Annotated in this window: 16 protein-coding genes; 5 read left to right on the plus strand and 11 right to left on the minus strand. The window is 36.9% G+C overall.

The features are described 5' to 3' along the window. Window positions 1-3 precede the first annotated feature (3 nt). Both gatB and JKA74_RS00870 read left to right on the plus strand, forming a co-directional pair. Window positions 4-1,464, plus strand: coding sequence for an Asp-tRNA(Asn)/Glu-tRNA(Gln) amidotransferase subunit GatB (gatB, locus tag JKA74_RS00865; protein WP_201429261.1), 1,461 nt, complete (start codon window positions 4-6; stop codon window positions 1,462-1,464). A 12-nt stretch (window positions 1,465-1,476) separates the two neighbouring features. Beyond that, window positions 1,477-2,589: a TlpA family protein disulfide reductase gene (locus JKA74_RS00870; protein WP_201429262.1), complete on the plus strand. Its 1,113-nt coding sequence runs from the start codon at window positions 1,477-1,479 to the stop codon at window positions 2,587-2,589. 143 nt (window positions 2,590-2,732) lie between these two features. Here the strand turns inward: JKA74_RS00870 and JKA74_RS00875 are convergent, their stop codons facing one another. From JKA74_RS00875 to JKA74_RS00925, 11 genes are all read right to left on the minus strand, one after another. Then, entirely contained in the window at window positions 2,733-3,383 is a 651-nt protein-coding gene (locus JKA74_RS00875) for a Crp/Fnr family transcriptional regulator (protein WP_201429263.1), read from the minus strand. 18 nt (window positions 3,384-3,401) lie between these two features. Continuing rightward, entirely contained in the window at window positions 3,402-4,745 is a 1,344-nt protein-coding gene (locus JKA74_RS00880) for an alkaline phosphatase family protein (protein ID WP_201429264.1), read from the minus strand. 91 nt (window positions 4,746-4,836) lie between these two features. Then, entirely contained in the window at window positions 4,837-8,037 is a 3,201-nt protein-coding gene (locus JKA74_RS00885) for a TonB-dependent receptor (protein ID WP_201429265.1), read from the minus strand. 555 nt (window positions 8,038-8,592) lie between these two features. Then, window positions 8,593-8,991, minus strand: coding sequence for a hypothetical protein (locus JKA74_RS00890; RefSeq protein ID WP_201429266.1), 399 nt, complete (start codon window positions 8,989-8,991; stop codon window positions 8,593-8,595). Window positions 8,992-9,140: 149 nt separating this feature from the next. Next, window positions 9,141-11,204 carry a TonB-dependent receptor gene (locus JKA74_RS00895; protein ID WP_201429267.1) on the minus strand — a complete coding sequence of 688 codons (2,064 nt, stop codon included), beginning with the start codon at window positions 11,202-11,204 and terminating at the stop codon, window positions 9,141-9,143. A gap of 26 nt (window positions 11,205-11,230) precedes the next feature. Further along, the gene (locus JKA74_RS00900) at window positions 11,231-11,944 is read right to left on the minus strand and encodes a tetratricopeptide repeat protein (protein WP_201429268.1); all 714 of its coding nucleotides are present in this window, start codon (window positions 11,942-11,944) and stop codon (window positions 11,231-11,233) included. Window positions 11,945-12,011: 67 nt separating this feature from the next. Then, window positions 12,012-12,524 (minus strand): hypothetical protein, encoded by a 513-nt coding sequence (locus JKA74_RS00905; protein ID WP_201429269.1) that lies wholly within the window; start codon window positions 12,522-12,524, stop codon window positions 12,012-12,014. A 54-nt stretch (window positions 12,525-12,578) separates the two neighbouring features. Continuing rightward, complete coding sequence (locus tag JKA74_RS00910; RefSeq protein WP_201429270.1) at window positions 12,579-12,866, minus strand: winged helix-turn-helix domain-containing protein; 288 nt, start codon at window positions 12,864-12,866, stop codon at window positions 12,579-12,581. A gap of 1 nt (window position 12,867) precedes the next feature. Continuing rightward, window positions 12,868-13,437 carry a hypothetical protein gene (locus tag JKA74_RS00915; protein WP_201429271.1) on the minus strand — a complete coding sequence of 190 codons (570 nt, stop codon included), beginning with the start codon at window positions 13,435-13,437 and terminating at the stop codon, window positions 12,868-12,870. 155 nt (window positions 13,438-13,592) lie between these two features. Further along, entirely contained in the window at window positions 13,593-14,099 is a 507-nt protein-coding gene (locus tag JKA74_RS00920) for a hypothetical protein (RefSeq protein WP_201429272.1), read from the minus strand. Continuing rightward, complete coding sequence (locus JKA74_RS00925; RefSeq protein WP_201429273.1) at window positions 14,096-14,641, minus strand: acyl-CoA thioesterase; 546 nt, start codon at window positions 14,639-14,641, stop codon at window positions 14,096-14,098. The genes JKA74_RS00920 and JKA74_RS00925 overlap by 4 nt, the downstream gene beginning before the upstream one ends. A 208-nt stretch (window positions 14,642-14,849) precedes the next feature. Here JKA74_RS00925 and JKA74_RS00930 point away from each other — a divergent pair, with 208 nt between their 5' ends. The 3 genes from JKA74_RS00930 (at window position 14,850) to JKA74_RS00940 (ending at window position 17,723) form a co-directional block, all read left to right on the plus strand. Beyond that, window positions 14,850-16,052 carry a PAS domain S-box protein gene (locus tag JKA74_RS00930; RefSeq protein ID WP_201429274.1) on the plus strand — a complete coding sequence of 401 codons (1,203 nt, stop codon included), beginning with the start codon at window positions 14,850-14,852 and terminating at the stop codon, window positions 16,050-16,052. Between the two features lie 55 nt (window positions 16,053-16,107). Continuing rightward, complete coding sequence (locus JKA74_RS00935) at window positions 16,108-16,692, plus strand: hypothetical protein (protein ID WP_236587471.1); 585 nt, start codon at window positions 16,108-16,110, stop codon at window positions 16,690-16,692. Between the two features lie 152 nt (window positions 16,693-16,844). After that, the gene (locus JKA74_RS00940; protein WP_201429275.1) at window positions 16,845-17,723 is read left to right on the plus strand and encodes a pirin family protein; all 879 of its coding nucleotides are present in this window, start codon (window positions 16,845-16,847) and stop codon (window positions 17,721-17,723) included. Window positions 17,724-17,731: the final 8 nt, after the last annotated feature.

Consider the following 17,731-nt stretch of genomic DNA (forward strand, 5'->3'; position numbering starts at 1 on the left):
CTTATGTTAGATCCAATAATCAGAGATAAATATACAGTTGTAATAGGATTGGAGGTCCATGCGCAGCTCCTGACAGAAAGTAAAATCTTTTCTTCAGATTCAACAGCCTATGGTAATTCACCCAATACAAATATTAGTGTAATTACTTTGGCACATCCTGGTACTTTGCCTAAAGCAAATAAAAAAGTGGTAGATTTTGCTATTAAGATGGGCTTGGCGTGTGAGTGCGATATTACCGAGGTAAATATTTTCGCCCGAAAGAACTATTTCTATCCTGATTCACCCAAAGGTTACCAAATTACCCAAGACAAAGCCCCCATTTGTACCAATGGTCATGTTTGGATTAAACCCCTTGATGCTACAGAAGAAAAGCCCATCAAATTAACCCGCATCCATATGGAAGAAGATGCGGGTAAGTCTATTCATCTTGAGGGTGAAACCGAGACTTTGGTGGATTTTAATCGATCAGGAGTACCTTTGATAGAGATAGTGACGGAGCCGGATTTAAGAACTTCTGATGAAGCCTATGCTTTTTTAACTGAGGTAAGAAGGTTGGTAAGATACCTCGAAATTTGTGATGGTAATATGGAAGAAGGATCCTTTAGGTGTGATGCCAACGTATCTGTAATGCTAAATAATGCCAGTGAATATGGTAGCAAGGTGGAGGTTAAGAATATGAACTCTATCAGAAATGTGAAGCGCGCAATTGACCATGAGGTGGAGAGACAAATTTTGCTTGTTGAAAAAGGCGAAAAAATCTCATCCGAAACCAGGGATTTTGATGCAGCTACTGGTACAACTTCCAGTTTGAGGACCAAAGAAGATTTAAATGATTATCGTTATTTCCCTGAGCCGGATTTATCCCCACTTATTGTAGATGATGCCTGGATAGCCCGGATCAAAGCTGAAATGCCAGGTTTACCACGTGAATTAGTATCGAAATTCACCAAAAAATATGGTTTGCCTGAGTATGACGCACTGGTATTGACGGATACCAGGGAAATAGCATTATATTTCGATGAACTTTGTGGGGAAATAGACAATTATAAATTAGCCTCTAACTGGGTGATGGGCACTGTAAAATCTTATTTGAATGAACTAAACCTTGATATAAAAGATTTTCCTGTAAGACCAAAAAAATTAGCAGGTCTGATTCAGTTGATAGATGAGGGGAAAGTAGGTAATTCTATTGCTACAAAAGAGATTCTCTCGGAGATGCTAAAGCACCCGAAGAAAGAAGCAGCTGATATTGCTAAAGAGAGGAACCTGATCCAGGATAGTTCATCTGATAATATTCAACCTATTATTGATGAAGTGTTGAAAGAGTTTGGTGTGAAAGTAGCAGAATACAAATCAGGTAAAAAGGGATTACTCGGACTTTTCATGGGAGAGGTAATAAAAAGGAGCAAGGGTAAGGCTGACCCAAAAGTTACCAGTCAATTATTAAAAGAAACCTTAGACTAAAATAATAAAGAGATGTTAAAAAAAGGAATAGTGGCAGTACTGGCCATTTTAATAGTATTTGCATGTGACACCAAAGAAAAAGAAGCTGGTGTAAGTATAAAGGGTCATGTAGATAACCCAAAAGAAAGTGGTATTATCACTTTGAACAAAATAACCGGACAGAGCAAAGAAGTGGTTGACACCATTCAATTGGATGATAAGAATTCATTTGAGGTAAAAGTGCAAACTTCAGCTCCTGAATTTTATCAAATTAATTTTTACAATACCCAATTAGCTACTTTAATAGTAGGTGATTCTGACTTGAAAGTAGAAGTTGATGGAACTGATAAGAAGGGAAAAATGGAGATTAGCGGCTCTAAAGATGTGGAGAATATGACTGCTATTCAACAAATGATGAAAGAGCAAAATGAGGAAGTCCAAAAAATCAATGCTGAATTTATAAAAGCCAGGGATGCTGAGAATGAAGAAGCTATGAAAAATATTCAGGATGACTTTATTCTGATGCAGGAAAGAAAAAAGGAGCAGATCAAAAGTAAAGTTGAAAGCATGTTGCCATCAATTGCGGTAATACAGGCAATGAATTTTTTCAACCCCAATGATGATTTCCCTTTTATGCAGTCTGTAGCTCAGAAATTATATGATGCCCATCCTGAATCGGAGATGGTGAAATTCTATAAAGATCAAATGGATGATATGGCCAAATTAGCCGTAGGCTCTGAAGCTCCTAATTTCTCTATGCCAACACCTGAGGGAGACACAGTTAGTCTGAAAGATTTCAGAGGAGGATATGTACTAATAGATTTTTGGGCCGCATGGTGCAAGCCTTGCAGACAGGAAAACCCTAATATAGTGGCTGCTTATCAGAAACATAAAGATAATGGATTTGAGATCCTGGGCGTTTCTCTAGATAGAAAAAGAGAAGATTGGCTGAAAGCTATTGAGGTTGACAACTTAGAGTGGACTCAGGTTTCGGAACTGAAATACTGGCAAACTCCTATTGTACAGGAATATAAAATTACGGGTATTCCTTTTTCCTTACTGATAGGGCCTGATGGTAAAATAGTAGCCAAAAACCTGAGAGGAGAAAAACTGCATGAAAAACTAGATGAGATTTATGGTGGTTGATTAATTCAGCTAGACTTATGGAATCTGTTTGAAAAGACCAAATTGTTTATAAATATTATTTTTTCAATAGTGCCCATTCTTAAGCGGTAGGAGTTTTTATAAAAAAAAGGCTTGTTTTTGACGACAAGCCTTTTTTTGTCTTCTTAGGGTAACTTTACGGTATCCATTTTAGAGTAAAGTAAATCCGGATTTTTATGAATTTTCTTAAAAACCTGTGCAATACTTTGCCTGGTAGTACCTGTTAAATCTGCTATGTCTTTTTGTGTGAATGTTTCAAAAATGTTGACTGATTTACCTTTGGCATCAAATATTTCTTTATTGAATTCACGATAAAGCCTTTGCACCCTGGTAAGTATATCTTCCGAAATTATAGTGAAGAACCGTGTTTCAGATCTGCACCATCTTCTCACTATGTATTGATTGAACCATTCTGAAATATCATGATCTTCTACCACAATACGCTTATAAAAAACCAGGTCATATAATCTTAATTCTACATTTGATAAGCATTTGGCAAACTCCTGAAAATTTCCATCCAGGTAATGTAAATTACCGAAGATATCCCCAGGTTTAAGGATTTCGAAAGTGCATTCAGTACCATCTTTAGCATAGCTTCCTATTTTTAAAGTACCTTTTACTACTTCATAAGCTGTGTATAATTCTTCTGATGGCTTATACACATAATCTCCTTTTTTGAGCTCAAGTATACTTACCCTATCCTCTAAAGATTGTTTGTATTTATTCGAATGAGTAAGATGATCATAGAGTTTGAAATATGTTGCCTGACAATCCATAATTTGGTTGATTATTATTTATTCGATAATTCCCGGATAAAAAATACCTTCTGTTTCTGTTTCGGGAAGTTTCAGCAGCTTAATAATGAGAGGGGCGATATCCACTAAGGACATTTCTTTCAATACCACACCTTTTTTAATACTGGCACCATACGCCACAAAGCCTGTATAAATATTACTGTTGTCAGGATAAAATCCATGAGTGCCACCACTGCCTTTTTTGAGTGCCTCCCCGGTAACTGAAGAACTCATTGCAATTCCTTCAATTGGTGCTAAACCTACGAATGCATTAGGGTCTGCACCAACTTCAGCCATTTCATTTTTATCTAAAACCCTGAAAAGCTTTTTATAGTTAGCAGGTAAATCATTTAAAATCTGATTTACCTTTTCAACTGATTTTTTGTCTTTTGGATCATTAAGATGTAAAAATGCAGCTGCACCGGAGGTATGAAATTTAGCTTTAAAAGGAGCTCCTTTTTCTTCACCACTGATTAAACCAGCCTCTTTTAGCCAAACATTGGGTGATAGTACCGAATGAATATCCACAAAACCATGATCACCTGAAATAATAAAGGTAGTTTGTTCCATCATTCCCAACCTTTCCACAGTTTCTACAATTTGACCTATCGCAACATCTACAGCACTCACAGCTCTTTCTACCATATAGCCTTCCCTTCCATCAGTGTGCTGGAAATGATCAGCTGCAATCAAATGAACTGCCAATAAATCCGGTTGATAGGTCTCAAAAATATAGGAGGCTGCAGCTGCAAATTTTTGTTCTCTTGCAAAGTAGCCATCATTACCAAAATTATTATTGTTGATTTTGCCAATGGCTTTCGTTTCTATCTCTTCCACAAAACCTTTTGGTGTAGCAAATTTCCGTAAAGGAGCAAATCTGTCTTCATTTTTATCCAATGACCAAATTTCCGGTAAATTGTAGTCGATGGGTGCCCCCACTGTAACCGGCCAGGAAATAGCGCCACTTTTTAAGCCTGCTTCTTTTACAAGAGAAAATAGAGTGGGAGATTGGATACTTTCATATTCCCAATACCATTCACCCGTAGCGCCTTGGGGTTCAAATGGTGCATTATAATATATACCATGTTTAGCGGGAGAATTGCCTGTAACCATGGTGGTATGAGAAGGATAGGTTACAGAAGGGAATATGCCTTTTACAGCTTCAGCGTGACTACCTACCTCGGCCATATGCTGAAGGATAGGGGCAGGCCATTTTTTATCCAGATAGAAGTCAGGACGTAAGCCATCAATTGAAATGAGGATAACATGTTGTTTCTTGCTTTCCTGCGCAATAGAAGTGAAAAAGCATAGGATTAAAAGACATATAAGCGTTAAATTTTTCATATATAAAATTATTGATTTAAGATGAGTAAAAAGTTAAGGGAACATTAAAATTATGTTCCCTTATGAATTGAGATTGAATGAAAACAAAAACTTAGAAAGAATATCTCAATCCTAATTGAATACGCCATGGCGTACCATTTATAGGCAAAGCACCTACATTACTTTCAACATCGTATGTATAATTTTGAGTGTTTTGATCAAATCCTGTTACTCTCAAGAGGTTACGTCCGTTAAAAGTATTGTAATCGTTATTATTACCCCATTCAGAGTTAAGTAAATTAGCAAAATTGAAAATATCTGCAGATAGCTCAAAATTATGTTTGTTACCTATATTTATTTTTTTGAGCATACGTAAATCCAACAATGAAGAAAAAGGATTAACACCACCATTTCTTTCAGCCACGCGTCCTAAGTTACTGTTAATATAGTCTTTTACGCTCTGTGAGGTCTCTGGATCGTCCAATATGCCTTGCATGCCTTCTCTTATATTAGCAGGAGTATTAGGATCGTTGGGATCGAAAATAAAAGCCAGATCATTGCTTAGATTGAAATCTCCATTGATACTACCGTTTGTTACTTTAAGCGAATAACGGGTGCCACCGATACCTGAGAACGTAAAACCTACATTAAATCCGTAAAAAGTTGGAGAAATACCATTGATAACTATTTTATCTGTAAAATGGTTATCAGAATAACCTGGACTTAAAGACCTGGGATCATCTACTACTGGTAAAAATGTGGAGGTGTTAGCCACGCAGCAGTTATAAGAGGAATTATCCTGTGCATCATTTCTTGTATAGCTTACATTGATGTTACCGTCCTTACCAATTCGTAAAGAGGCATCAATTACGGCTGCCACTTGAGTAAGCTCTCCATCAGAAGTTAATAATAATGTTCTGCCAACATCCATCGATTTTCTTGAATCTAGCCAATCGGGCTGGCCATTAGTACCAATTGTATTAGCAGGAACAAAAACGCCTCTGTCATTTTCATTACTCAATCTAAAATAAGGCTGATCCACTAAATTCGCCTCCTGATAAACGTAATTATTATAAGTTCTACTAAATAATCCATTGATGCCTACTCGTAATCTATCTCCTAAAAACCAGTTATAAGACAAATTCGCTTTGAATGTATTAGGAACCTTGAAATCCTCACTTACAGCATTGATGGTAGAAATACCGACTTCAGCACCTTCAGGAATACCTGGGGCTGTGGATGGATCTTCCCTGTAACTGTTAAATTCAGGACTTGGAATTAAGTTAGGATCGCGTACATCCACAGCTGCTAACATTTGTCCACTATTTTGGATATTGTTTACCTGGGCATAATAATGTGGTTGAGCTGAAAACAATCCACCTCCAAATTTAATTACATGCTCATTTTCTCCTTTTACGTTCCATATCGCCTGGAATCTCGGTTGCAAATTGGCATAGTCAGCAGGTTTGTTATCTGTTCTGATACCTAACTCCTGATCTACAGTTGGATTATACTGGGCAGCGTCCATAAAAATGGTGGCATCGTAACGCAAGCCAAAAGTGGTTCTGAAATTTTCAAACATTTCAAACTCAAGCTGACCAAATAAAGACAAATCCATCACTGTTTGCGTCACAAGAGGCAAGCCCTGAGTAGGTACTTCTCTTACATAACGGGAAGGTATTTGATTTTCATAATCCTGCATATTATCGAAAAAGAACCTGCCATTTTGTTCATTAGAAAGCAAGGTTTCCAGGTAAGTGATCATATTATCTGTACCAAAGGAAAAAGTATATTTTCCTCTTGTTAAGTAAGTGGTATTTACCAGATGAACTTGTCGTTCCAAATTGGTCTCTGGGGTAAATCTTTGACCTCCAAATTGCAAAGTTCTTGATTGTGTTGCATTTGGATTGCTTTCCGTGGGGAATGGACTTGTTATTCTTACAATAGCTCTTGGAATATTGGAGGCAGGCAGCTGGCTGCTCGGGACAAATGCTCTTTCCGCATGCTGAAGCTGCACTTTTAATTCATTAGTGAGTGAAGGGGAGGCTGCGGTACGAAGAGAGAGCAATAAACTGTTTTCTCTTGAGGAGAAGTCTGACCAGCTTTCTGCAAGAACTATATTAGAATTGTCATTTACACTGAAAGGGTTGTCCCAATCTGTATAATTATTTCTGATAGTTAATCTGTTTCTATCGTTCAATTGCCAATCGATTCTTGTAAAAAGGGTATTGGCTACAGTAGTTCTGTCAAACTGGCCTACTTGCTGTTCATCTCCTACACCGTAAATATTTCTGGCGATTGAGATGGCCTTATCTAAGGTATCTTTTCTGATTCCTAATCGTCTTTCATCACCTTCATTATTTATATCTGCAATAAATTCAGGCTCTCCAGCATCTTGTCTGTCGTAAGCCACAAAAAAATGCATTTTATCCTTAATAATTGGGCCCCCTAAACTAAAACCCCATTGGTAGTTGTAGAAATCCTGGGTTCTCTCGTTCCCTCTTATGTCCAAATTACTGGAAAGTGCATCGTTTCTATGATACACAAAAGCAGCACCTTCAAAGGTATTGGTTCCTGATTTGGTCACTGCATTTAATGCGCCACCAGCCTGTCTGCCTTGGGTTACATCGTATGAATTGGTTACTACTTCAAATTCGCGTATGGCTTCCATTGAAATTGTATAAGGTCCGCGACCTATTTCACCGGCAGTTAATTGGTTTCTGGCATTTACACCATCTACTGTCACGTTGGTGGAGGTTCTTCTTTGTCCACCTAAATTGATAGACCCGGCACCTTGCAGGGGAGATAAAGCGGCTAAGTTGGAAAAATTTCTTCCTTCATTAGGTAAATTCTTCATCTCTTTGGCATTTATGGCAATACCGGAACCTATCCGATCTACTCTTTTGCTCAAATTATTGCCACTTACCACTACCTCCTGTAATTGTTCAGTTGAAGTAGACATGGAGATGTCAAAAGTTATTTTATCACCTTGGTTTACCTTAATGTCAGTTTTAACCTGCGTTTGATAGCCTATAAAACTAATGGTTAAGGTGTAGGGGCCTCCGAGAGGCAGTTGGCGAAATTGAAATTCACCATCTACTTCAGTAATGGTGGCGGTTTCAAAACCGGTAGATTCATTTCTTAATTGTACAGTAGCTCCGGGCAATTCTCCATCTTCCGGGGTGATGACTTTACCACTTATAGTGGCGTCAGTTGATTGTGCGAGTACTTCACTTGTACCTAGCAATGTAAGCAATGAAATCCCAAATAATATTAAGGATTTAAGCTTTAAGGAAGTAATTCTTTTTTTCATGTTTTCTAATTTTTAAGGTGTTTGATACCATCAAAATTAGATGCTGTAAATGAGCAACAGATGTTAAAATTTAACATCTACAGTGAACTTAAAAAATTGTTAATAATGGATTAATTTTTAAGAAATATGACGATAAGTCCAGCTGGTTAAATGATACTTTAAAACCTCATTAATCCTTGAAAATCAGCTGTTTTGACCAGTAAAAACTTTTTCTTGTTATTTTACTATTCTTTTTTGCTTAATGTTATTTCAAAAGAACTCAAGACTGGTACCTCAATTTATCAATTAGCTGGAAAAGGATCAAGCAGTATCAGGTTAAGTCAAAGATCGCAAATACCATCATTGGGTATATTTACTATTGCTAAAGAGAGAGAGAGAGAAAGTACCAATCATTTTCATGACGCGAAATCATATTTTGATTTTGGCCAAAGACTGGAATATAACAAAAAAACTGTTTAAATATGAAACAGGTTTTTTGTTATTATTTGATCTCAATTTCGATTGATAGTGAATTAATATTTATCATTCGACTGGGAGATATAAGTTTTTTGATGGTTATACAAATAAGCCCACCAAAATAGCAATAATCAGAAAAATGATAAATATCCAAAAGAATAGGCCTAGAGCAACAACTTCTTCCTCTTCATCATCCACTCTTTCTCTCCTGGGCCTGGTAGGCTGATGCGCTATATCATTATGTCGGGCAGAAGGAGTAGCCGCTCCCAAAAGTGCTGCTATTAGTAAAATAAAGAAGACAATAGGAATCCAGGCAAAACCCCAATAAACGGGGCCTGTAGGTGTAATCCAAAGCATTCCCGCCCAGCCTGCTAAAAGCAATACTAACATGAAGGCCCAAATAGACCCCCAAGGGCCACGTGATTTAAAGCCGTAAGAAAAAATAGACCCAATTACTAAAACGATAAATAGCAAAATTAAAAAGTCGACAACGTCCATAGTTTCTTTATTTAAGATGAAAAAACACTATTTAATTATCTACGAATGGATGTAATGTAAGTTATTGTATCAGACTTGATATTAAATTTCTGAAAAGTAAAATCAGAGATTGCGATTTTTTATTGATTATCAATCGGTTACACCTGACATTAATTGATGAAATTTAAAACGATTCCTGCATAAATGCTTCGTCTGGATAAGTAGTTTCTGTCATATGCTGTATAATCAAAATTGTAGGTGAGACTATGGCTATTTTTCACATCAAACAAATTAGCCATGGAAAGAAAAATTATTCCATTGGCTTTTTCTCCTAAAGAAAACAATCTATTAACTCCCATTGAAAAATTATGATATGGATTAAACGCAAGGGAAGTTTTCGGATTGGCGGGATTGAATACATTTAAATCATTATTGAATAATGCTGAAGTAATAAGGCTCACTTCATCCCCTCTAAAGGATTGATAAGAAGCATTGACAGACCAACTTTCGAAAGGTTTATAGATGAGAAAGGATCTTGTAAACCACTGATTGGTCTTGTGGAGGCCTGAGATCAGGGAAAAGGACTGGTCAATTTGTAATTGAGTATTTGGATGGTAGCTAAAAGTAGTTTCCAATCCTTTTGTGTTTGCGGTTGAACCTCTAAAATTATAATAGAAGCTTTGGTCAATGGCTATTTTATTTTGTTTGAAACTGACATCAATGCTGCTCTGATGGGCAATAATGAGCCTGTTGTTCTCTGTATTCCGAAGCTGATAATACCTGCCTACACCTGCTTTTATCTTGATTTGAGGGTGAAATTTCCATAAATAATTGAGCTGATAGCTGTAAAGTTCCTCTTCAATCTCAGGACTATAACCCAGCCTGATCCCGGCTCCAAAAGAATGGTTTTGGAGTTTTTTTCTGTAAAATGAATAGGCTTCATGAATAGCCAGCTGTTGATTTCCAGTTAATGTTACAGAGGGGTGTTCCGGAGCTAAAGCATAGTCGTAATTGGGGAAACCACCGGACAAACTCTTTTTCTGAAACCAATAGGAGTAGCCGATTTTTAATAAATTATTACCTTTTAGCTGTGTGAGATGTACTGCTCCGTAAGGATCCAGGTTTGTTTCTTTATAATTGAGGTTACCAAAGTTAAATTGATTGTTGGTAAAGGAATTTCCCAGAACTGCTGTTATTTGCCAATCAGCAACTTCCCGTATCCATTGCAAGGTGGAAATACTTCTTACAGCTTCCTGTAGAAATCCACTTTGATAACTCGGGTGCCTGAATTGGAAATTATATTGATCCCACAGCCCATATTGGTAAAATTTGACAGACCCTTTTTTCTGATGAGAACTCAACATTATGGCACCATCAAATGATTTGAAAGCATTTATGTTTTCGAAGTTTTTAGGGTTTACCGCCTTTATTGCTTTATCGAACTGATAATTGGCAAACAGACCTAGAAAAGTTCTTTTTCCCAGTGGTCCTCTGAGGGAATAACCTGTATTGGCCATTGATACACTTGCTGTGTGTTGCCAATAATCTGGAAACCGATCTGCCATTTCCAGCACGATAGTACCGGAAGTGGATTGACCATATTCCAGTGGTGGATTTCCCGGAAAAACAGTGACGCTCTTGAGGAAATCCGTGTTAAATATACTTAATGTGCCTGTATTAGTGAGTTGAGCATACTTTACCGGGTTTTTCAAGGGTACTCCATTTAGCACGTAGCCTGTTTGGTTGGGAGAAGCCCCTCTAAAGGAAACTGCGGCATTTTCATCTTTGGTAGTAGAAGAAACACTTGTGTTTACCGCTACCAATGGATCGGCTTTAGAATTAGGATTTTGGTAAATGTTAATAGGTTTCAATTTAATGAAAGAAAAGTTTTCAGCTCCCAACACAGAGGCTCGCACGCTGACTTCTTTAAGCTTTAAGTGCTTGGGAGCTAACATTAGTTTCCGAGGAACTTCTTTGGCTTTTACCTGTACAATCTTTTCAGTATATCCTGTATAGGAGATAATAAGTGTATCTCCTTCTTTCATGTTTGCAATTTTAAAGAAGCCTGTTTCGTCACTTATGGTGCTTTGATCGATAGAAGCCGGGAATATAATATGAGCCCCAATTAGAGGTTCCTTGCTATGCGCATCTGTTACATGCCCCGAAAAGGTAAATTGTGCTACTGATGCTGCAACTTGCACAAGTGACAGCAAAGTGAATAATAAAAATCTCATGGTCAAATAAGAAAATTCAAAGAATATTATTTACTGGCTTTTAGGAGCAGCACTTTTGAAACCCAGGTAAATTCAGGTTCTATAGCAAGCGCTTTGTTGTAGGTGGCAATTGCTTCTTTTTTCTTTTCATTGGCTAAGTAAGTTTGCCCCAATCCTGCCAAAGTATTTAAGTAAAGCCAATTAGAGATAGTGTCACCTTTCATTTCAAAAGTGCTGATACTTTTTTCAAAGGCTTTTTCTGCTTGCAATTTATTGCCTCCAAAAGCCTCCGGAGTATAAAGTAAGGAGAAGGCTTTTACCATCCAGACAATTCCTGATTCCTTATCCAACTTCAAAGCACCTTCTATTGCGCTTCCACTTTTAGGGCCGTAGTACATTCCTTTCCAGGGAGAAAACCCCATGATAAAACCGTATAGAGAAGAGCGTAATGCCATGGCTTCTGCTTTATGGGTATTTTGCTCTTCCAGCTTTTCCAAGTATTCAATAGCTTTATCTATATGAAAATCAAATAGTTCTTCATTTTTTGAAGCCATTGCATTATTTAACAATCCGTAATAAGCATGAGCCAGTTGTTCAGGATTATTACCTGAAGAAGCTTGGTTAAATGCTTGTTTCCATAAAGCTTCACTGTTGGTTAAATAGGCTTTATACATGGTAGTTTTAACTTGTGCTTTTACTCCTGTCAGTATCATGTTAAATACTACCAGCATTAGTGCGAATTTTAAAATATTATTTTTCATTGTAGATAAGTTTGTTTTGTAAACTAAATTTTGATTAAAAAAGACCGAAAGCACGGTCTGGATTTTTTTATTCTTTAGTTAAAGTCATTTCAAAAAACTGGTACCAATTACCTCCTTTATTGATTTCCCCAATCTCAAACCATTGTCCCTCATCATTTAAATATATTATATAGCGGATATTGTCATTAGGGTACCAGTAAAGTTTTTCTTCGATTAATTCAGCCTTATAAACCCCTGACCTTCCATCTCTCAGGTACGATCTAAAATTATAGTGCCTGTTGTCTTTATCATAGTTGACAATTGCCACTGCATCATGTATAATTTTACCATTGCTTGTACCCTTTCCTTCAATCAGCATGATAGTGTGATCAAGTTTGAAACTTATTTTCTCAGTTTGCTGGAAACTATGTTTCTCTCGATCGGCTCCCATCATCCAACCGGAACCTTTCCAGTTTCCTTCAAGGAAATTAAGTTTTATCATTTCAGCCTTTGCCAATGAGTCTGCTTGTACCTCCTGGCCGTAAGCAATGTTAGTGCACATTACTATGTAGATAATTAAAAATAGATTGATTGTTTTCATGATTTTTTATTTTAGTAAAGTAATTTATAAAGTAAACCGATTTTGTAAATTTTTTTATGTTGGTTTGATATAAGATCTTAAGGCATTTAAATATGCTTCAAAAGCATTTATGCCTGTTTCAGTGATTTTGCATGTAGTGAGCGGATAGTTGTCTTTATAACTTTTTTCAACAGCAATATATCCTGCATCCTTCAACTTATTTACCTGCACGCTAAGGTTTCCGGCAGTTGCATTGGTTTTTTCTTTTATATAGTTAAATTCTGCTACTTCTACGTTCATTAAAAGGCTCATCACTGCCAATCGTAATTGAGAATGTAACAAAGGATCTAAAGGCTCAAACATATTAGTTGGCATTTTTTAATAGGTGACCGGGAATCACAAAGCTACAGATAATAGCCATACTCAATAATAATAATTGATATTCAAATGCAAGATAGGCGGCAATGATTCCGCAGCATATACTAATCACGCCCCCAATTGCAAGTGGCTTGAATTTTATGACACCTGCTGTTGAAATAGTAGCTATTCCGTAAAGAAACATGAAAACAGGATACACACCACCCCAGCTTATTTGCGGACTTATTATCAGCAACGAAATTAAGACAAGCACAAATCCCAACCAAATATAACTTAATGCTCTATTGACATAAGTATGCACTCTTTTTCTCTTTTTCTTTTTGGCAAAGTAAATAGTCTGGATGATACCTAATACAGGCATGCTGAACCAAACATAATAGGCTTCTTTAATACCTAGCTGGAATTGTAAAATATAATGGATTATTGCAGAGATAGCTACTGCATAGCCCCACATTAGATAAATAATTCTATCTTCTGCCAGATTATATCTACTGGCTGTTATCATCTCTGAAATAATATTCAGACTTTGATTCACTTCTAATTTTTCCTGTTCCATTTTCTCGTCATTTAGTAATGGCTATTTTTATTCCTTAACTTCTACAAACATAGTATAGTTTATAATGTAAACCAAATTATTTTGTAGATAATGATTTGTTGATTGTGAAAAATAGTGATATGAGATTTTTTTTATAATTGAATTTTAGTGAATGTTTATTTCTTCACCATGGATTTTAAGAGATTCCAAAGCATCAGCTTCTTTTGCTGGTCTCTGTTAAGCTCAGTCAGGTTATGTGCATAAATTATTTTGGTGGTATTAATAGTATGGAGTGTGTATTGGTCTTCTTTTACGAAATCTTTATGAAAGGAAAGGAAGAGTTTAAGTGTTCCCAACTCTTTAAGGCTTTCAGGATGGGAACGTACAATTTCATAATGAACTGCTTTTACCTGAATAGCAGATAGTAGTTTTTGAAGCGTTTCATCTTCCGCTGCACTAAAATCTTCATCTACCAATATAAGCACCGGCTTGGAAGCTTTTGTCGGAACTGCCGGGCTCTTTGTACCAGTTTTAAGAGAAGGGGCAGGTTCCGCCACTTGTGAGGGTGTCTTTTCTTCAACTAATTCCTGTTGCTCGTAAGTGGGTACTTCTGACTCATCTTTTACTGAGTAGATGAGGTCATTCTCAAATATGAGTGGCAGAAATTCCTTTTCTATTTTCATTCTTTCTCCCCTTTATCGATTGTATCCAATTTGAAAATGGATTTTAACTCGGTGGCATCTTCAGGTTTCATTCTCTTGGCTAGCACCAGTCGTAACTGTCTTCTGCGTAATGCTCCATCAAAAAGTTCTTTTTCTCCCTCAGTTTCAGGTATCAGTTCAGGCACATCAATTGGCCTGCCAGATTGGTCTACTGCAACAAAAGTAAAAAAGGCAGAATTGGAAGCGTATTTTTTACCGGAAGGGATATTTTCTCCTTTTACTACAATATGTACTTCTACAGACGAATTGAAAGCCCTGGTCACTTTGGCTTCTAAAGTAACTACATCCCCCAGAGCGATAGGGTGTTCAAATGAAATATTATCCACAGAAGCTGTTACTACTATCCTGTTGCAATGTTTTTGGGCAGTAATGGCTGAAACAATATCCATCCAATGCATTAATCTGCCCCCCATTAAATTATTAAGAGGATTAGTGTCATTGGGCAATACCAACTCTGTCATAATTGTATAAGAACCCTGCGGGTTTTTTACCTGTTTCGCCATTTTTATGAATTTTCTACAAAGATAGAATTTTGTTCACAAAGCAAAGTATCTTTTTACAAATATTGGAGCACCTGCTTTTCTATATGTAGATACACCGGATTGATAATGGTTTACTTCTGCAGTACGTTAATGGATAATAGAAATGCTGAATTGCTTATGTTTTATCAGATTTTAGTAAATTGAAACATATCAACCGAAACTAATGAATATGAAGCTATCTGAAAAGGATTGGTTTATCCCCTTAATTTATCTTGTATTAGGTTTTTTCTGGATTGCCCTAAGTGATAAATTGCTTTTTTACTTAGAACGTGTGGCTGTGGTCCCTGCAACTTTAATTTATTTGATTGGATCTTTAAAGGGAGTTATATACGTGGCCATTACAGCTGTTCTTCTTTATTATCTTATCAGGCGAAGAACGAAATCACTATTGCTTATCAAAAATGATTTTGAGCGCTTGTTCGAGAACAATCCCAATCCTATGTGGATTTATGAGCTCAGCACCTACAAAATCCTGCTTGCCAACAGAGCTGCTTCTTATCAATATGGCCATAGCCCCTCAGAGTTTAAAAATTTGACATTATATGATTTAAGGCCTTCTTCGGAACATGCCAAACTAGATCATTCATTACGCACAGAATATAGTAAGTTTGGGGATAGTGGTGAATGGATGCACCTTAACCGAAGTGGAGAGTTGTTTTATGTGAATGTTTTTTCTCATCAAACAGAATATGAAGGCATGAAGTGCAGATTGGTTACAGCCATTAATGTAAATAAAAAGGTGATGGCCGAGGTTGAACGGGAAAATATTCAAAAGTCGTTGGATAAAGCAGCACTTGTTTCTATTACCGGCACAGACGGAAGGATTCAGGAAGTAAATGATTTGTTTTGCGAAGTAAGCGGCTTTAGCAAGGCAGAGTTGGTAGGACAACCTGTTAAAATGTTGGAAACAGACTATCATGATGAAGCTTTTTGGGAAGGTGTAAATGAGCAGATAAGTAAAGGTGAATTGTGGCGTGGTGATGTACAGTATAAAACTAAGGCAGGAGATTTGTTTTGGGTGGATATGATTATTAGTCCTATTAAAAACCATTCGGGGGAAGTGTATAAATATATGTCTGTTAACTATGATATTACTGAGCGTAAAGCACTGGAAATTAATCAGCAAGCACTTTTAGATGATTTTGCCGATTATGCTTTCCAAACGTCCCACAAACTACGCGGCCCTTTAAGCAGTATGTTGGGTTTGATCTCTATTTTTAAGAAATATGAAGATCCGGGTTATTTAATTGATAAAATGAAAGAAACCTCTGAAAGGATGGACCTTGTGATTAGGGAAATGAATGACAGCTTGAGTAGAAATGCTTTTACTCTCATTACTACAAAGAGGAATAAAGATAAAAACAGAATATGAACCGATTAATTTAGGTAGTTTTAAATCATAACTAGTTTAAAATAAAATTGAGCATATGTTGAAAAACCTGTTTTTTGTTATCCTAAGCTTATTTGCAGCAACATCCTATGCGCAGGAAATTCAGGAGAAAAAAGAAAATCCACAGCTACAGTTTTGGAATGAGCTCAGCAAACATTGTGGAAAAGCCTTTGCTGGCAAAATCATAACTGAGCCTGTACCAAAAGATTTTCAGGATCAGGAATTGAAAATGCACGTGATTGCCTGCTCAGATAATCAGATTAAAATCCCTTTTGTAGTGGGGGAGAATCGTTCAAGAACCTGGGTTTTTACCCGGCAGGAAAGTGGTATCCAACTCAAACATGACCACAGACATGAGGACGGTAGTCCTGATAAAGTAACCATGTATGGTGGAACAAGCTCGAACACCGGTTTTAAAAACTTACAATATTTTCCCGCTGATCAGGAAACCGCTGATCTGATTCCCTACGCAGCGGGTAATGTTTGGTGGGTAACAGTGAGTGATTCTACTTTTACCTATAATCTCAGGAGGGTGAATAATGACAGCCATATTACAGTAGAATTTGACTTAACAAAAGAGATTGAAGCTCCCGAGATACCCTGGGGTTGGGGGGAAGAGTAATTGCTTTTATTCTTCAAAAATCAGATGAGTGTAGAAAACATAACATCCTATCACTTAGTTAAGGTGATTCTTCTTTTTGGAGAATGGGAGGATAAAAAATTAGGTTAAAATAAAGGATTAACTAAACGAGATTAAATATAATAGTCACTTCTATGTCGAATATTTCGCTAATAATAGAGGAACGTGCCGCCAATATTGGTAATTTTATGGTAGGCAGGTTATTGCCATTTAAGCAAAAAAGGGCTGTAGGTCCATTTGTTTTTATTGATCATATGGGACCTGCCAAATTGAAAGATCATGAAAACCTTGATGTACCTCCGCATCCGCATATTGGTTTATCAACCCTCACTTATTTGTTTGAAGGGGCTATTATGCATAAGGATAGTATGGGAACTGAAATGGAAATTCAACCCGGAGCAGTCAACTGGATGACTGCAGGAAAAGGAGTGGTGCATTCTGAGCGCACTCCTGAATACTTAAGGAATTCTGATAAAAGTTTACATGGATTACAGATTTGGGTAGCACTACCAAAAGATTTAGAGGAATCCAATCCTTCTTTCACTCATATAGAGGCTGATAAAATCCCGAAATGGGAGCAAGATGGGCTGCAGATCAAGCTAATTGCCGGTAAAGCTTTTGGAAAACAATCACCTGTACCGGTGCATAGTCACTTATATTTTATTGAAATTAAAAGTACCAAAAGTCAGCGGCTGAATTTAGGTAACGACTTATTTGGCGAAAGTGCTTTATATATTTTAGAAGGCAATATAAAAAGCGAGGGTCATAGCTATGGACCAAAACAAATCCTCATTGCAAAAGATAGTACCCTTTGTGAGTTCGAAATAGGGGAGAACACTACCGTTTATATTTTTGGTGGGGAGCCTTTTCCTGAAGAGAGGTATATTAACTGGAATTTTGTCTCGTCTGATAAAGAAAGATTACAAAAAGCCCGAAAAGACTGGATCAATCAGGAGTTCCCCAAGGTGCCAGGAGAAAATGATTTTGTTCCGTATCCTGCATTGAAAAAGTAATGATTCCT

The organism is Marivirga aurantiaca, from assembly GCF_016679925.1.
Taxonomy (GTDB): Bacteria; Bacteroidota; Bacteroidia; order Cytophagales; family Cyclobacteriaceae; genus Marivirga; species Marivirga aurantiaca.

Excerpts from the sequence above, each read along its gene's own strand:
- gatB (WP_201429261.1), top strand. The coding sequence starts at position 4 with ATGTTAGATCCAATAATCAGAGATAAATATACAGTTGTAATAGGATTG.
- JKA74_RS00870 (WP_201429262.1), top strand. The coding sequence starts at position 1,477 with ATGTTAAAAAAAGGAATAGTGGCAGTACTGGCCATTTTAATAGTATTT.
- JKA74_RS00875 (WP_201429263.1), bottom strand. The coding sequence starts at position 3,383 with ATGGATTGTCAGGCAACATATTTCAAACTCTATGATCATCTTACTCAT.
- JKA74_RS00880 (WP_201429264.1), bottom strand. The coding sequence starts at position 4,745 with ATGAAAAATTTAACGCTTATATGTCTTTTAATCCTATGCTTTTTCACT.
- JKA74_RS00885 (WP_201429265.1), bottom strand. The coding sequence starts at position 8,037 with ATGAAAAAAAGAATTACTTCCTTAAAGCTTAAATCCTTAATATTATTT.
- JKA74_RS00890 (WP_201429266.1), bottom strand. The coding sequence starts at position 8,991 with ATGGACGTTGTCGACTTTTTAATTTTGCTATTTATCGTTTTAGTAATT.
- JKA74_RS00895 (WP_201429267.1), bottom strand. The coding sequence starts at position 11,204 with ATGAGATTTTTATTATTCACTTTGCTGTCACTTGTGCAAGTTGCAGCA.
- JKA74_RS00900 (WP_201429268.1), bottom strand. The coding sequence starts at position 11,944 with ATGAAAAATAATATTTTAAAATTCGCACTAATGCTGGTAGTATTTAAC.
- JKA74_RS00905 (WP_201429269.1), bottom strand. The coding sequence starts at position 12,524 with ATGAAAACAATCAATCTATTTTTAATTATCTACATAGTAATGTGCACT.
- JKA74_RS00910 (WP_201429270.1), bottom strand. The coding sequence starts at position 12,866 with ATGTTTGAGCCTTTAGATCCTTTGTTACATTCTCAATTACGATTGGCA.
- JKA74_RS00915 (WP_201429271.1), bottom strand. The coding sequence starts at position 13,437 with ATGGAACAGGAAAAATTAGAAGTGAATCAAAGTCTGAATATTATTTCA.
- JKA74_RS00920 (WP_201429272.1), bottom strand. The coding sequence starts at position 14,099 with ATGAAAATAGAAAAGGAATTTCTGCCACTCATATTTGAGAATGACCTC.
- JKA74_RS00925 (WP_201429273.1), bottom strand. The coding sequence starts at position 14,641 with ATGGCGAAACAGGTAAAAAACCCGCAGGGTTCTTATACAATTATGACA.
- JKA74_RS00930 (WP_201429274.1), top strand. The coding sequence starts at position 14,850 with ATGAAGCTATCTGAAAAGGATTGGTTTATCCCCTTAATTTATCTTGTA.
- JKA74_RS00935 (WP_236587471.1), top strand. The coding sequence starts at position 16,108 with ATGTTGAAAAACCTGTTTTTTGTTATCCTAAGCTTATTTGCAGCAACA.
- JKA74_RS00940 (WP_201429275.1), top strand. The coding sequence starts at position 16,845 with ATGTCGAATATTTCGCTAATAATAGAGGAACGTGCCGCCAATATTGGT.